This window comes from Microbulbifer pacificus (assembly GCF_033723955.1).
GTDB lineage: Bacteria > Pseudomonadota > Gammaproteobacteria > Pseudomonadales > Cellvibrionaceae > Microbulbifer > Microbulbifer pacificus.
Map to the genome: position 1 here is coordinate 501521 of NZ_CP137555.1, position 13802 is coordinate 515322.

The following is a 13802-nucleotide window of genomic DNA, read 5'->3' on the forward strand; positions in this document are numbered from 1 at the left end:
AGAGCGTGCCAGCTTTCATTTCAGGTCGAGTTTGTCCATCAAATTGGTCAACGTCTGGTAGTTATTCAGGCCGAGCAGCGCCGCCGCACGGGTCTTCTTGCCCTGTGCGGCGTCCATGGCACGAGGGATGTAGTGGCGCCACACTTCATCACAAAGTTCTTGAATATCAATACCTTGGGAGACATCCCGATCCAGTACACCCTGCTGCCGCTCCGGCATCTGTAACAGCGCCTCTCGGAGGTCCTCTGCTTCGATGGTCGACGTGGCACTCCAGAGCGCGGCCCGCAACAGAGTCGAGTGCAGCTCGCGCATGTTGCCGCGCCAGGGGTGTCGAAGGATAAGATTTTTAGCTGAAACAGAAAATTTTTTATCTTTCAGATGGGCATCCTGATGGCCCAGGCCATCGAGAACGCGCTCGGCGAGCAGCCCCAGGTCCCCCTGCCGTTCCCGCAGCGGCGGCAGGTGCAATACCCCTACGGCGACACGGTAGAAAAGGTCTTCGCGGAAGATGCCCTCGGTCACCGCTTGCATCAGATCGCGATTGGTCGCAGCCACAATACGGACATCGACCCTAACCTCTTGCCGGCCCCCGACCGGGGTGAAGGTACCGTCCTGCAGCACACGCAACAGGCGCACCTGTACTGCCGGATCCAGCTCACCGAATTCGTCCAGAAACAGCGTGCCGCCGTCGGCCTGCTGGAATACCCCCTCCTGATCTGCGGACGCACCAGTGAAGGCACCCTTCTTGTGACCGAAGAGAATGGAATCAATCAGCTCGGACGGGAAAGCGCCGCAGTTGACCGCAACGAAAGGACGGGCACTTCGACTGCTGGTATTGTGTATCGCACGGGCAAACAGCTCTTTGCCAGTGCCGGATTCACCGTAGACCAGCACCGGCACTTCCCGCACCGCCAGGATGGCGGCCTGCGCCTTGAGGCGCTCCATCTGGGGGTTCTGAGTGATGATATCGGCAAAGGCCGCATTGGCAGGCGCTGTAACCGTAGATAGCTCACTGATCGCACGCGAACCGACGCTGCCCGCTATGGGGAGATATTCTGCGGCGATCTCAAAGGGTATCTCGACCCGCTGCACCCCCTCCTCCAAAGAGGACTGCCAGAAAGTAGCCGGGAAGCGCGTCTTGCCCAGTAAAATCCAGACCGCCTGCATTGCTGGAGTACCTGGACTCAACAGGATATTTAGCTTCGCTGCTGGATTGGTCCTGACCAGGCGAGAAAGAACCGCTTCCGCTGCCAGATAGATCTCTCCAAAATTGACTGGAGATGAAAGGGCACTGCGTACAGTAAAGAGCGGAGTTTCGGTGCGTGGCTTTAGCCACTCCAGATACCCGGCCATCTGGGCCTCGGAGTAGTTATACAGGAGCTCAATTCGGTCGAACTGCTGATTGGCGAGCACCTGCGCCACGGGTCCCGGCTGCTGCGCGCCCCCCACTCCCGCAGCGAGATCTTTTCCACCAACCCAGCTTACTAAAATTTGTTCAACTGCCACCACACAACCCTATAACGATGGGCTCTGGTCAATTGACCTCGGAGCGGATTTTGTTTTTTGTATCGCCCAAATAATCCTGTGATCTTAATCACAATTCGCCCTCGATTGAACCATTGCGTTAACCAATACATTCACAACACGCCACTTCGATCGCAGATTAAACAGAGCGATTAGATTTCAAACACTCTATCGACGCCCCCCATCAACAGCCCCAAATGAATCCAGACCCGAAAGGAAACAAGATGAACTTCTCACTGCTGTAAAAAGGTCGTGAGCGCCACCCTGTGGCCGGTCGCTCGCGAACATCCAGCTTGTTTTCGCCCGGCAAACTATCCCGTACGCGCCCCCTTACTAACCGCCGTATGAGGAAAACGAGTAATGTTGACCGATATCCAGATCCGAAAGGCCAAGGCTAAAGAAAAGTCGTACAAACTGGCTGATAGCCATGGGCTGTATGTGATGGTGCTACATAGCGGCGGGAAATCATTTCGCATGGACTACCGCTTCGCCGGCAAGCGTAAAACAATGACATTGGGGCTCTTTCCCCGGGTGACTCTGGCAGACGCGCGTCGCCTGACCACGGAAGCCCGCGCCAAACTGGCCCAAGGGATTAACCCCACCATCGAGCGCAAGGTTCTCAAGGTCACCGCCTATCTCAACAGCAACGAGACCTTCGAGGCAGTGGCGCGCGAGTGGGCAGAGATGCACCTGGCGGACAAGTCCGTTTCTCACAAAACACGCTCGAAAGCCCTGCTGGAGAAGGATCTCATTCCGGTGCTCGGCGGTATCCCTATGCGGGATCTCAATGCCGTGCTGTTACTGGGCGCACTCCGCAAAGTCGAAGGCCGCAGTGTCGATATGGCCAATCGAGCAAGGAGCATGGCCGGGCAGGTACTGCGCTATGCCGTCGCTACTGGACGCGCCGAGCGCGATTTCACACCGGATCTCCGCGGCGCACTAAAAACCCACCGAAAAGCGCACTATGCCGCCATTACCGAACCCACCGGGTTTGCTGGCATGATGCTAGCGATAGACCATTACGATGGGACCATGACCGTCCGTAACGCTTTGAGAATTGCTCCGCTGCTGATGTTGCGGCCGAGTGAGCTTCGCCTGATGACCTGGGAACACGTCAACTGGGAGAAGGAGCAGTTGGAATTTCCGGTCGGCTATATGAAAGATAAGCTCCGACCGCACATTGTTCCGCTATGCCGACAGGCCCTGGCCATACTGCAGGAGCAGCATCGTTACGGCGGGAATTTCGGCCCAGTTTTCCCCTCCCCTCACGGCCGCCGCAAACCCATGGGACCCACGGCAATGCAGCGGGCCTTAAAGGCACTCGGGTTTTCAGGCGTTCAAACCGTCCATGGGTTTCGGGCATCGGCACGGACTATTATGGAAGAAGTTCTAGAGATCCCGCCGCACCAGCTCGAGCATCAGCTGCACCATCTGGTCAAGGATAGGAATGGACGTGCATACAACCGCACCAGTCATTTGGAGGCCCGTCGAAAAGCGCTGCAGCGCTGGGCAAACTGGATCGACCAACAAAAGGGTGAAAAACGCAGCAGTTCACAGCGATCCTCTGCTCAAGCAGAACCTGCAACCCCACCAGCGCACCATGCACACGGGCAACTCGAGATCCGCTTTGAAGAATGCTGAGCTGAATTCGTTGGATTAATTCAAACCCAGCCTTCTCCGCAGGCCATGCAAGCGGGCAGCACAAGCTGCCCGCCCCCACGCCACTATTCTTCCAGCGTCGGCTCTTCCTCCTCAACAGCAATATAGTCCGCTGGGGCCTCCAAAAATGCCATGATATCCCGATACCGCCAAGCGGACCCGCCCGTGAAAAATTTCACGGGGCGCGGCGCCTTTCCGGCAATGATCCAGCGATGCCAGGTCGATCGGGAAACACCGACCAGACGAAGCACTTCCGGTAGCCGCACCAAGCGCTCGGGATGCTGCAGGAAAAATGCATCCACGGGACTCTCGTTATTTTTTTCCCCTTTTTCATCTTCACCGTTATCCATATCAAACCCCTTGGGTTATTGATCGAGCAATGAGCATACATCGGATAATTTGCCGCCCTGACTGCGAGCGCCGGTGCTGGACCCGTCGCTCGCAACATTTTCACGCTAGCGCGTGCGATCAACCACGATGGATAGCGCCGAGATGGCGCGCAGAAAAAGATCCCGCTCATCCTGAAGCTGCGAATGCACCTGCTTCAGCTCTGCGAGTTTTCGGTCGCTTTCAAAAAATGCAGGGGAAGCCAACCGGAGCAATTCGGGATCAATGGACTCCAGCTCCTCACGACGCATTTGCTCATGACCACTGGATCTACGGAAACTGTCCCAGCGCGTCCAAATTCTGTGTTTAAGATCATGCAGCAGCCTAATGTTGTAGATTCGCTGGGGCCCCAGGTTTGGACTGCCACAATGAAAAGACTTGATCACAAAAAAGGGGATCTTTTCCAAAGGCTCTCCCTTATTCGGACCGGACTCATAGATTAACTCCTCGTCCTTGTGGGTCAGGTTGAGTCGCCCCTGGAAAGGAGCAATCCACAATTCATAGGGGCCCGCCTTTGGGTCGACCTGGCGCAGCAGATAATCCAGCTCGTCTACACCAGGAAAGTCCCCCATCTTGAGGTATAAATTGTCATCCATTGCATATTCCTTCGATGTCCATGCCAATTGAAAATCGGGCGTAGTATGAATACGCCCTACCGATCACACGCCACCACTCGCCAAATCAGTTAGTCACTCACATTCAGATTACGTTTTGACTCATCAATCCAGTCCGCCCAGCGCTGCAGCATTTCCCGGCGCGCTTCCAGATGGCTGGTACGGTTGTAGGCCCGTCCCGTGCTGTCGCGAACCATGTGGTGCAGTTGAGCCTCGAGCAGATCGGGTCGTTCACCCAACACCTCGTCCATAATGGTCCGCGCGGAAGCGCGAAACCCATGCACGGTTTGCACCGAGTTCGCATAGCCCATATTGCGCAGTGCCGCGCGCACACCGTTCTCGCTCAGAAAGGATCGCCGGCCGTGCCCGGAGGGGAACACCGGTGGAAACCGCCCGTTGAAGCGCTGCTGCTCCCGCAAAATCGCCAGTGCCTGGCGAGACAACGGCACGATGTGCGGCGCATCTTTGCGCTTCATGTAACCGACCGGAAACTCCAGCTGCGCCTTTTCCCAATTGACATGCTCCCAGGTCATATGCCGAAGCTCGCCCGGTCGCAACATCAGTAGCGGAGCAATTTTCAGCGCATTGCGCACCGTCATGGTGCCGTTGTAATAGTCGATGGCGAGCATCAACTTCGCGAATTCCTTCGGGTCGGTGATCGCCGGGTAATGGGATTTGCGGCGGGAGCGCAAGGCACCGCGCAGGTCGGGGGTAAAATCGCGCTCCGCCCTGCCCGTCGCCACGGCGTAACGCAGGATTTGGCCCGCCAGCGCCCTGGCGCGGTGGGCCATATCGATACTGCGGGATTCGACCTTGCGCAGGGCCCCGAGCAGCAGCACGGCATTGAGATCCCGCATCGGGATGCCGCCCAGTACCGGAATGAGATCATTCTCCAGCAGGGCTTTGGAGCGTGTTTTGTGGGAAGCGGACTTGTCCGCGAGGTGCATCTCGGCCCACTCGCGCGCCACCGCCTCGAAGGTCTCATTGCTATTGAGATAGGCGGTGGCCTTGAGGACCTTGCGCTCGATGGCGGGGTCAACCCCCTGCGCGAGTTTGGAATGGGCTTCAATGACAAGGTGACGCGCGTCGGCCAGACTCACCCGGGGAAAGCGTCCCAGGGTCAGCGTTTTGCGCTTGCCGCCGTAGCGGTAATCCAGACGCCAGCTACGCCCACCGGAAGACAGCACATACAGATAAAGCCCGGCACCATCGGCGAGCTTGTAGTCCCGGTCACGCGGCTTGGCTTTTTGCACGGCGGTGACGGTTAATTTGCCCATGCTCGCACCCCCGCATAACACAGGGTGACGGTATGCAAACGGAGAATGGGGCAAATACCGCTAGAAATACCGTAAAAGCGCTGGGCTTCGGTGGGTTTGGATGGGACGGGATGGGAGAGATACCGCGAACTGATTGTAAGAAAATCAATCAGTTCGCGACAGAATGCCCCGAAATGGGACTGAATAATGGTCGGAGTAGCCAGATTTGAACTGACGACCCCCACACCCCCAGTGTGGTGCGCTACCAGGCTGCGCTATACTCCGACAGGTCTAAACCAAGCTGCGTGAAAATCACCTAAGTGCTTGATTTATAAGGGGACATCGCTTGGCGATGAGGCGCAAATCATACCGAAGTACCGAGGGATTGCAAGTCCGATTTTCGCCTTTTTTGAATCATGCGTCAGCCGCCAACAATTCAAGCACACCCTCCAGCTCGGCGATCATCTGCGGGATGACCTGCTGCAGGTGTACGGTCTGCACTTTCTCGGAATTCCCGGTTTCCATCTGCAAACGGGCGCCACCAATGGTGTAGCCCTCTTCGTAGAGGAGTGCGCGGATCTGCCGGATCAGGATGACGTCCTGATGCTGATAATACCGACGGTTGCCGCGGCGCTTTACCGGGCTGAGTTGCGGGAATTCCTGCTCCCAGTAGCGCAGTACATGCGGTTTGACGGCGCACAGCTCGCTGACCTCACCAATGGTGAAATAGCGTTTCCCCGGGATGACGGGGAGTTCGCTGTTATGACTCGCTTCCAGCATCTTCTTCTACTCTTGCCTTGAGTTTTTGGCCGGGCTTGAAGGTAACCACCCTTCTTGCGGATATGGGAATTTCTTCGCCAGTTTTGGGGTTACGCCCCGGGCGCTGGCTTTTATCGCGCAGGTCAAAATTGCCAAACCCTGACAGTTTGACCTGCTCGTTATTTTCAAGGGCGTTGCGGATTTCCTCGAAGAAAAACTCGACGATCTCTTTGGCTTCGCGCTTGTTGAAACCCAGCTCTTCGTACAACTTCTCGGCGAGCCCGGCTTTGGTCAGTGCCTCTGTCATTGGTATCTACCCAACAGATTCAGAGGCGTCGACTCCCGGTTTTTAAGCCTGGTACCGCATTGGCTTGTAACCCAGAGGCAGACGCTCTCGGGATACGCTCGTCAGCTTGCGTATCCCGGAGCGTTGACCGGTTTAGCGCAGACTGGCGTTGTATTTATTTTCCAGTTGACGGACGACCGCTTCGACAGCGGCATTGATTTCTTCGTCGTTAAGGGTGCGCGAGGGATGCTGAAAGGTCAAGCCCATGGCGACACTTTTTCTATTAAAATCAATGCCTTTGCCCTGATAGACGTCAAAAATGTTGAAGTCCGTCAAATATTCGCCGGCCGCTTCAACCGCGGTTTGGGCAAGTTCGCCCACCGGGGTTTCCGCATCCGCCAGTACCGCCAGATCGCGGCGCACTTCCGGGAACTTGGACAGCGGGGAGAAAGACGGGATCTTGGCCTCCCCCATTCCATCCAGGCTGAGCTCGAACAGGTAGGCGGACTTGGGCAGATCGTAGGCCTGCTGCAGCTGCGGATGCAGTGCACCAATGATGCCAACCGGTACGCCCTTGCGCAGTACCTGCGCGCACTGGCCGGGGTGCAGGGCGGGATGCTTCGCAGGGGTGAAGCTGAACTCGGCACCGGCGTCGTAGTGCGCCAGCAGCGCTTCCACATCGGCCTTGATGTCAAAGAAGTCCACCAGATCCTTGCCACCGGTCCAGCCTTCCGGCTGACGGGTGCCATAGATTAGGCCGGCGATCATGCGCTCCTGCTTCAGCTCCTGAACGGACTGGCCGGGCACAAAGCGCAGGCCGGTTTCAAACAGGCGCAGGCGATCCTGCTGGCGGTTGAGGTTGTACTGCAGGGTTTTGACCAAGCCCGCCATCAGCGTGGTACGCATGACGGAGAGTTCGGCGCTGATCGGGTTCTGCAGGGCGACCGGGGCCACTTCCGGATCGAAGCGCGCGGAGGTGTCGCGATCGATAAAGCTGAAGGTGATGGCTTCCTGGTAACCGCGCGCCAGCAGGGTCTGCTCCAGGCGGGACTGGGCCACGGCGGCTTCGGCGCGCGGCACGATATCCAGCGCGGCGTTGAAGCTCACGCTGGGAATGCGGTTGTAACCGTACACCCGCGCCAGCTCTTCCAGCAGGTCGGCTTCGATGGAAATGTCGAAGCGGAAGCTCGGCACCAGGAAGCTCCAGCCCTCTTCGCCCTCGGAGAGCTTTTCCAGGCCCAGGCGTGTGAGGATGTCGACGATCTCGCTATCCGCCAGGTCAATGCCTAGGCCGGTTTTCACACGCGCACGGCGCAGGGTGATACGGCGCTCCGCGGGCATGGATTCGGTCACTTCGCGCAGGTGCACCGGACCCGGCTCACCGCCGACGATATCCAGCAGCAACTGGGTTGCGCGCTCGATGGCTTTTTCCTGCAGACGGTAATCCACACCGCGTTCGAAACGGTGAGAGGAATCGGTGTGCAGGCCATAGGAGCGGGCCTTGCCGGCGATGGCCAGCGGGCTGAAGAACGCGCTCTCGAGGAAGATATCCTTGGTGCTTTCGGTCACGGAGGAATCGAGGCCACCCATGATACCGGCGATGGCCAGCGGGCCCTTCTCGTCGGCAATCAGCAGGGTGTCGGCTTTCAGTTCCACCTCCTGCTCATCCAGCAGAGTGAGCTTTTCGCCCTGCTCTGCCATGCGCACCTTGATGCCGCCACTCAGTTTGGCGAGGTCGAAGGCGTGCATGGGCTGGCCCAGTTCCAGCAGGACGTAGTTGGTGACGTCCACAACCGGGTCGATGGAACGCACGCCACTGCGGCGCAGGCGCTCCTGCATCCACAGCGGAGTAGCGGTGGAAATGTTGATATTGCGGATAATACGACCCACATAACGGGGGCAGGCATCTTCCGCCAGCAGGGAAACCGGGAAACTGTCGTCGACAGTAGCAGCTACCGGCTCGATGGCGGGCGCGGTGACCGCACAGCGGTTGAGCACACCCACTTCGCGCGCGATGCCGGCAACGCCGAGGCAGTCGGAGCGGTTGGGGGTCAGGTCCACCTCGATGGCGCTGTCGTTCAGCAGCAGGTATTCGCGCAGATCGGCGCCGGTGGGCGCATCCGCCGGCAACTCCCAGATACCATCGTTATCAGTACCCAGCTCGAGCTCGGTCTGCGAACACAGCATGCCGAAGCTCTCGACGCCGCGCAGCTTGGCTTTCTTGATTTTGAAATCGCCGGGCAGTGCCGCACCAACCAGTGCAAACGGGATCTTGATGCCGACGCGCGCGTTGGGCGCACCGCAGACCACCTGCATTTCCCCTTCCGGGTGGCCTTTTACTTTACAGACACGCAGCTTGTCGGCGTCCGGGTGCTGTTCACAGGCGACGATCTCGCCCACTACCACACCGGAAAAATTGCCAGCGACCGGCTCCACGGCGTCCACTTCCAGACCTGCCATGGTGATCTGGTCGGCCAGCTGTTGTGCTGTGAGGTCCGGGTTTACCCACTCCCGCAACCATGCATTGCTGAATTTCATAATCGTTCTCTAATTCTGAATTCTGTTTTGCGCTGTTTGTTGTTCGCCTGCGAGCAGGCTCTTACAGGTGTGCTTCGTTAGAACTGCTTCAGGAATCGCAGGTCGTTGTCGAAGAACAGGCGCAGGTCGTTAACGCCATAGCGCAGCATTGCCATGCGCTCTACGCCGAGACCAAAGGCAAAACCGGAGTATTTTTCGCTGTCGATGTCGCAGGACGCCAACACGTTCGGGTGCACCATGCCACAGCCGAGGATTTCCAGCCAGCCGGTACCGGAGCAAACGCGACAGCCTTCGCCGCCACAGTTGGTGCACTGGATGTCGGCCTCCGCGGAGGGCTCGGTGAACGGGAAATAGGACGGGCGGAAACGCACCGGCACATCGGCCTCAAAGAAGGCTTTCAGGAACTGGTCAATACAGCCTTTCAGGTGCGCGAAGCTCACGCCCTCATCAATCACCAGACCTTCCACCTGGTGGAACATCGGCGAGTGGGTAACGTCGGAGTCGCAACGGTACACACGGCCCGGGCAGATGATGCGCAGGGGCGGATTGGTCTTCTCCATGGTGCGGATCTGCACGGACGAAGTGTGCGTGCGCAGCACCGTGGAGGGATCGATATAGAAGGTATCGTGCATGGCGCGCGCCGGGTGGTGCGCGGGAATATTCAGGGCTTCGAAGTTGTAGTAGTCCCCTTCCACTTCCGGGCCCTGCTCCACGGAAAATCCGAGGCGCTGGAAAATTTCTTCGATGCGGCGCAGGGTGCGGGTGATCGGGTGCATGCTGCCCTGATGCTCACCGCGACCGGGCAAGGAGACGTCGATGGTTTCCTTGGCCAGCTTCTCTTCGATGGCCGCTTTTCCCATCGCCTCGCGACGCACATTGATGGCGTCCTGTACCTGCTGCTTGGCTTCGTTAATTTTGGCACCCGCCGCTGGACGCTCCTCGGCAGACAGTTTGCCGAGACCTTTCAGCTGCTCGGTGATCTGGCCTTTTTTACCCAGGTAATCTACCCGCACCTGATCCAGGGCCGCCAGGTCTCCGGCCTCGGCTACCAGTGCCAGCGCCTGCTCGGTGAGGGACTGCAACTCTTGCATTGAAATCTTCTCGTTGTGATCAATGAGTGACAAGTACTGTTTTCCGCACCCGATGTTAATCGCCGGATACGTTTCGAATTCTTTCTATTTTTTAATGGGCAACTTTCTTCAAAAAGCAGCCATAAAAAAAATAGGGAAGAGCTGGACAGCCCTTCCCTATTTTTAAAGCATAAATCCGCCCTCGCGGGCCGATTCATTCTGTAGGCGCTAATTAAGCTGCCAGGGCTGCCTTGGCTTTTTCAACTACGGCAGCAAAAGCGGCTTTATCGTATACCGCCAGATCAGCCAGAACACGGCGATCCAGAGCGATATCCGCCTTTTTCAGGCCAGCAATCAGTCGGCTGTAGCTCATGCCTTCAGCGCGGGACTGAGCGTTGATACGCGTGATCCACAGAGCGCGGAAGTTACGCTTCTTAACGCGACGGTCGCGGTAAGCGTACTGACCAGCTTTGATGACTGCCTGCTTGGCTACGCGGAATACACGCGAACGTGCACCGTAGTAACCTTTAGCCTGCTTCAGAATTTTCTTGTGACTACGACGCGCCACTACACCACGTTTTACACGGGCCATACTTCTATCCTCTTAAACCTTTGCGAATGGTGCCAGTTATCTGGCGCGCAGCATGCGATCGACCAGGGTGGCATCAGACTTGTTCATAGTCGAGGTGCCGCGCAGCTGACGCTTACGCTTGGTGGTCATCTTGGTGAGGATGTGGCTCTTGTTAGCGTGCTTGTGCTTGTAGCCCGCAGCAGTCTTTTTGAAGCGCTTGGCAGCGCCACTGTGTACTTTTGCTTTCGGCATTTTGTACTCCAAATTGAATATTGACCCACGAATGGGTTTTGTTAACTGGCCACAGGCCGAGGCCTGCGACTAAACGGGAGTGAGAAGGCAGCCGTCGCCCGATCACTTCCCGAAAAGTAGACCCAAGGTTACCCTTGAGGCTTACTTTTTCTTTTTACCGGGAGCGATGACCATGATCATCTGGCGACCTTCCATTTTCGGCCGCTGCTCCACGATACCCAGCTCCTCGAGATCTTTCTCGATGCGCTGCATCATTTCCATCCCCAGCTCCTGGTGGGCCATTTCACGGCCGCGGAAACGCAGGGATACTTTCGCCTTGTCGCCGTCTTCGAGGAAGCGGGTCAGGGCGCGCAGCTTGATGTTGTAGTCCCCGATATCGGTACCGGGGCGGAATTTCATTTCCTTGATCTGCTGCTGCTTTTGTTTCTTCTTGGCAGCATTCTTGGCTTTCTTGGCCTCGAATACATGCTTCCCGTAGTCCATGACTTTACAGACTATGGGATCTGAGTCCGGAGCAATTTCAACGAGATCCAGGCTGGCCTTCTGCGCTACTTCCAGCGCCTCTTCCAGAGAAACAACACCTACCTGTTCACCATCCGCACCGATCAGACGTACCTGTGATGCTTCGATCTGATCATTGATACGGGCCTTTTTGGACCGTCCTTTCATTTCTCGGTTAATAACTCTCGTCTCCGGTTACCCAACAAAAAAGTCTTAGGGGCGCTTATTCTTGTGCGCCCGCAATAGACGAACGGCCGCGGCGAGCGACATCCTCACGCAGGAGGCCAAGGAACGACTCATAAGTCATGGTTCCAAGGTCTTCCCCGCTGCGGGTACGCACGGCGACCGTCTGGTTTTCCACTTCCTTATCGCCGATCACCAGCAGATAAGGTACACGCTGGAGCGTGTGCTCGCGGATTTTAAAGCCGATCTTCTCGTTTCTCAAGTCGGCGGCGGCGCGGAAACCTTCCTCACCTAATTTTGACTCGAGACCGCGACAGTATTCGGACTGGCGATCGGTGATATTCAGCACCGCCACCTGCTGGGGCGCCAGCCAGGTCGGGAAGGCACCCTCGTAGTTTTCGATCAGAATGCCGATAAAGCGCTCGAATGACCCAAGAGTCGCGCGATGCAGCATCACCGGTGCCTGGCGTGAACCATCTTCCGCCACATACTGGGCGCCGAGGCGACCGGGCATGGAGAAATCCACCTGAATCGTACCGCACTGCCACACACGACCGAGGCAGTCCTTGAGGGAGAACTCGATCTTGGGCCCGTAGAAGGCGCCCTCGCCCGGCAGCTCTTCCCACGGCAGGCCTGCGGCATTCAGTGCGTCTGCCAGTGCCTTTTCCGCCTTGTCCCAGCTTTCGTCAGAACCGACGCGCTGTTCAGGACGGGTAGATAAACGATAGATCACTTCGTCGAAGCCGAAGTCGTTGTACACCGCGTGCAGCAGGTCCATGAACTCGGACACTTCGGACTGGATCTGGTCTTCGGTACAGAAAATGTGGCCATCGTCCTGCACAAAGCCGCGCACGCGCATCAAACCGTGCAGGGAGCCGGAGGGCTCACTGCGGTGACAGGAACCGAATTCCGCCAGACGCAGCGGCAGGTCGCGGTAGCTGCGCAGGCCCTGATTGAACACCTGCACGTGGCAGGGACAGTTCATGGGCTTGATCGCAAACTGACGCTCTTCACTGGTCAGGGTGAACATGCCGTCGGCAAACTTTTCCGCATGGCCGGATTTCTGCCACAGGGAGATATCCACCAGCTGCGGGGTCTTGATCTCTTTATAGCCGCGCTCGCGCTGGCGGCTGCGCATGTACTGCTCGATGGTGCTGTACACGGTCCAGCCGTTCGGGTGCCAGAACACCATACCCGGCGCCTCTTCCTGAATATGGAACAGGTCGAACTTCTTGGCCAGCTTGCGGTGGTCGCGCTTTTCCGCTTCCGCAATGCGGTGCAGGTAGGCATTCAGGTCTTTCTTGTTCGCCCACGCAGTACCGTAAACACGGGTCAGCATTTCGTTCTTCGCATCACCGCGCCAGTAGGCACCGGCCACCTTGGTGAGCTTGAACGCTTTCAGCTTACCGGTAGACGGCACGTGCGGACCGCGACAGAGGTCTTCGAAGTCGCCCTGGCGATACAGGGAGATATCTTCATTGGTGGGAATGCTGGCGATGATCTCCGCCTTGTACTCCTCACCCATCTCGCGGAAATAAGTTACCGCCTCATCGCGCGGCAGCAGACGACGACTGACCGGAATATCTTCCTTGGCCAGTTCTTCCATGCGCGCTTCGATCTTCTCGAGATCTTCGGGGGTAAATTGACGCTCGTAGGCAAAATCGTAATAGAAACCGTCTTCAATAACCGGGCCAATAGTGACCTGGGCACCGGGATACAGCTGCTTGACCGCCTGGGCCAGCAGGTGGGCGGTGGAGTGACGGATAACTTCCAGCCCTTCCGGCTGGCGATCGGTCACGATGGCGAGATTCGCGTCGTGATCGATAACAAAACTGGTATCCACTTCCTTACCGTCGACAACACCGGCGAGTGCGGCTTTGGCCAGACCGGGACCGATATCATTGGCAACGTCGAATACGGAAACAGGAGCGGAAAATTCGCGACGGGAACCGTCAGGGAGGGTGACAACAGGCATTGCACTTCCTTATTTCTATCAGTGGCGATCCCTACGAAAGACCGCGTGATTCACACTGGTGGTGGCGGGCATGGCGCCCGGAGCGAGCAAGATCAAACTTAAAGAAAAAACTCGCGGGAAAATGGTAGACCCAAGCAGACTCGAACTGCTGACCTTTGCCATGTCAAGGCAACGCTCTAACCAACTGAGCTATGGGTCTGAAGAGTAGCAGGCCAGGGTAGCCCCCT

General features: G+C 57.4%; 13 protein-coding genes and 2 tRNA genes. 1 reads left to right on the plus strand and 14 read right to left on the minus strand.

The window, feature by feature from the left end:
• Positions 1–15 precede the first annotated feature (15 nt).
• Entirely contained in the window at positions 16–1506 is a 1491-nt protein-coding gene (locus R5R33_RS02165) for a sigma-54 interaction domain-containing protein (protein ID WP_318954430.1), read from the minus strand.
• 378 nt (positions 1507–1884) lie between these two features.
• Here R5R33_RS02165 and R5R33_RS02170 point away from each other — a divergent pair, with 378 nt between their 5' ends.
• The gene (locus tag R5R33_RS02170; RefSeq protein WP_318954431.1) at positions 1885–3165 is read left to right on the plus strand and encodes a tyrosine-type recombinase/integrase; all 1281 of its coding nucleotides are present in this window, start codon (positions 1885–1887) and stop codon (positions 3163–3165) included.
• Between the two features lie 83 nt (positions 3166–3248).
• Here R5R33_RS02170 and R5R33_RS02175 read toward each other — a convergent pair whose 3' ends face one another.
• The 13 genes from R5R33_RS02175 to R5R33_RS02235 form a co-directional block, all read right to left on the minus strand.
• Positions 3249–3533 (minus strand): helix-turn-helix transcriptional regulator, encoded by a 285-nt coding sequence (locus R5R33_RS02175; protein WP_318954432.1) that lies wholly within the window; start codon positions 3531–3533, stop codon positions 3249–3251.
• A gap of 105 nt (positions 3534–3638) precedes the next feature.
• Positions 3639–4166 (minus strand): hypothetical protein, encoded by a 528-nt coding sequence (locus tag R5R33_RS02180; RefSeq protein ID WP_318954433.1) that lies wholly within the window; start codon positions 4164–4166, stop codon positions 3639–3641.
• An 89-nt stretch (positions 4167–4255) separates the two neighbouring features.
• Positions 4256–5461, minus strand: coding sequence for a tyrosine-type recombinase/integrase (locus tag R5R33_RS02185; protein WP_318954434.1), 1206 nt, complete (start codon positions 5459–5461; stop codon positions 4256–4258).
• A gap of 187 nt (positions 5462–5648) precedes the next feature.
• Positions 5649–5725 (minus strand) — tRNA-Pro (locus R5R33_RS02190).
• A gap of 129 nt (positions 5726–5854) precedes the next feature.
• Positions 5855–6220 carry a MerR family transcriptional regulator gene (locus R5R33_RS02195; protein ID WP_318954435.1) on the minus strand — a complete coding sequence of 122 codons (366 nt, stop codon included), beginning with the start codon at positions 6218–6220 and terminating at the stop codon, positions 5855–5857.
• Positions 6201–6506 carry an integration host factor subunit alpha gene (ihfA, locus tag R5R33_RS02200; RefSeq protein ID WP_010131375.1) on the minus strand — a complete coding sequence of 102 codons (306 nt, stop codon included), beginning with the start codon at positions 6504–6506 and terminating at the stop codon, positions 6201–6203. Before ihfA ends, R5R33_RS02195 begins: the two co-directional genes overlap by 20 nt.
• Positions 6507–6638: 132 nt before the next feature.
• Positions 6639–9023: a phenylalanine--tRNA ligase subunit beta gene (gene pheT / locus R5R33_RS02205; protein WP_318954436.1), complete on the minus strand. Its 2385-nt coding sequence runs from the start codon at positions 9021–9023 to the stop codon at positions 6639–6641.
• Positions 9024–9100: 77 nt separating this feature from the next.
• Positions 9101–10114 carry a phenylalanine--tRNA ligase subunit alpha gene (pheS, locus tag R5R33_RS02210; protein ID WP_318954437.1) on the minus strand — a complete coding sequence of 338 codons (1014 nt, stop codon included), beginning with the start codon at positions 10112–10114 and terminating at the stop codon, positions 9101–9103.
• Positions 10115–10325: 211 nt separating this feature from the next.
• A complete protein-coding gene (gene rplT / locus R5R33_RS02215) occupies positions 10326–10685 on the minus strand; it encodes a 50S ribosomal protein L20 (RefSeq protein ID WP_280320616.1) in 360 nt (119 codons plus the stop codon).
• Between the two features lie 36 nt (positions 10686–10721).
• Positions 10722–10916 carry a 50S ribosomal protein L35 gene (gene rpmI, locus R5R33_RS02220; protein ID WP_318954438.1) on the minus strand — a complete coding sequence of 65 codons (195 nt, stop codon included), beginning with the start codon at positions 10914–10916 and terminating at the stop codon, positions 10722–10724.
• A 141-nt stretch (positions 10917–11057) separates the two neighbouring features.
• Positions 11058–11585, minus strand: a complete 528-nt coding sequence (gene infC / locus R5R33_RS02225) for a translation initiation factor IF-3 (protein WP_318954439.1) — start codon at positions 11583–11585, stop codon at positions 11058–11060.
• 55 nt (positions 11586–11640) lie between these two features.
• The gene (gene thrS / locus R5R33_RS02230; protein WP_318954440.1) at positions 11641–13575 is read right to left on the minus strand and encodes a threonine--tRNA ligase; all 1935 of its coding nucleotides are present in this window, start codon (positions 13573–13575) and stop codon (positions 11641–11643) included.
• 122 nt (positions 13576–13697) lie between these two features.
• Positions 13698–13774 (minus strand) — tRNA-Val (locus tag R5R33_RS02235).
• Positions 13775–13802: the final 28 nt, after the last annotated feature.

What these genes read in the sequence shown, in the direction of transcription:
- R5R33_RS02170 (WP_318954431.1), top strand. Translation starts at nt 1,885, where the DNA reads ATGTTGACCGATATCCAGATCCGAAAGGCCAAGGCTAAAGAAAAGTCG.
- R5R33_RS02175 (WP_318954432.1), bottom strand. Translation starts at nt 3,533, where the DNA reads ATGGATAACGGTGAAGATGAAAAAGGGGAAAAAAATAACGAGAGTCCC.
- R5R33_RS02180 (WP_318954433.1), bottom strand. Translation starts at nt 4,166, where the DNA reads ATGGATGACAATTTATACCTCAAGATGGGGGACTTTCCTGGTGTAGAC.
- R5R33_RS02185 (WP_318954434.1), bottom strand. Translation starts at nt 5,461, where the DNA reads ATGGGCAAATTAACCGTCACCGCCGTGCAAAAAGCCAAGCCGCGTGAC.
- R5R33_RS02195 (WP_318954435.1), bottom strand. Translation starts at nt 6,220, where the DNA reads ATGCTGGAAGCGAGTCATAACAGCGAACTCCCCGTCATCCCGGGGAAA.
- ihfA (WP_010131375.1), bottom strand. Translation starts at nt 6,506, where the DNA reads ATGACAGAGGCACTGACCAAAGCCGGGCTCGCCGAGAAGTTGTACGAA.
- pheT (WP_318954436.1), bottom strand. Translation starts at nt 9,023, where the DNA reads ATGAAATTCAGCAATGCATGGTTGCGGGAGTGGGTAAACCCGGACCTC.
- pheS (WP_318954437.1), bottom strand. Translation starts at nt 10,114, where the DNA reads ATGCAAGAGTTGCAGTCCCTCACCGAGCAGGCGCTGGCACTGGTAGCC.
- rplT (WP_280320616.1), bottom strand. Translation starts at nt 10,685, where the DNA reads ATGGCCCGTGTAAAACGTGGTGTAGTGGCGCGTCGTAGTCACAAGAAA.
- rpmI (WP_318954438.1), bottom strand. Translation starts at nt 10,916, where the DNA reads ATGCCGAAAGCAAAAGTACACAGTGGCGCTGCCAAGCGCTTCAAAAAG.
- infC (WP_318954439.1), bottom strand. Translation starts at nt 11,585, where the DNA reads ATGAAAGGACGGTCCAAAAAGGCCCGTATCAATGATCAGATCGAAGCA.
- thrS (WP_318954440.1), bottom strand. Translation starts at nt 13,575, where the DNA reads ATGCCTGTTGTCACCCTCCCTGACGGTTCCCGTCGCGAATTTTCCGCT.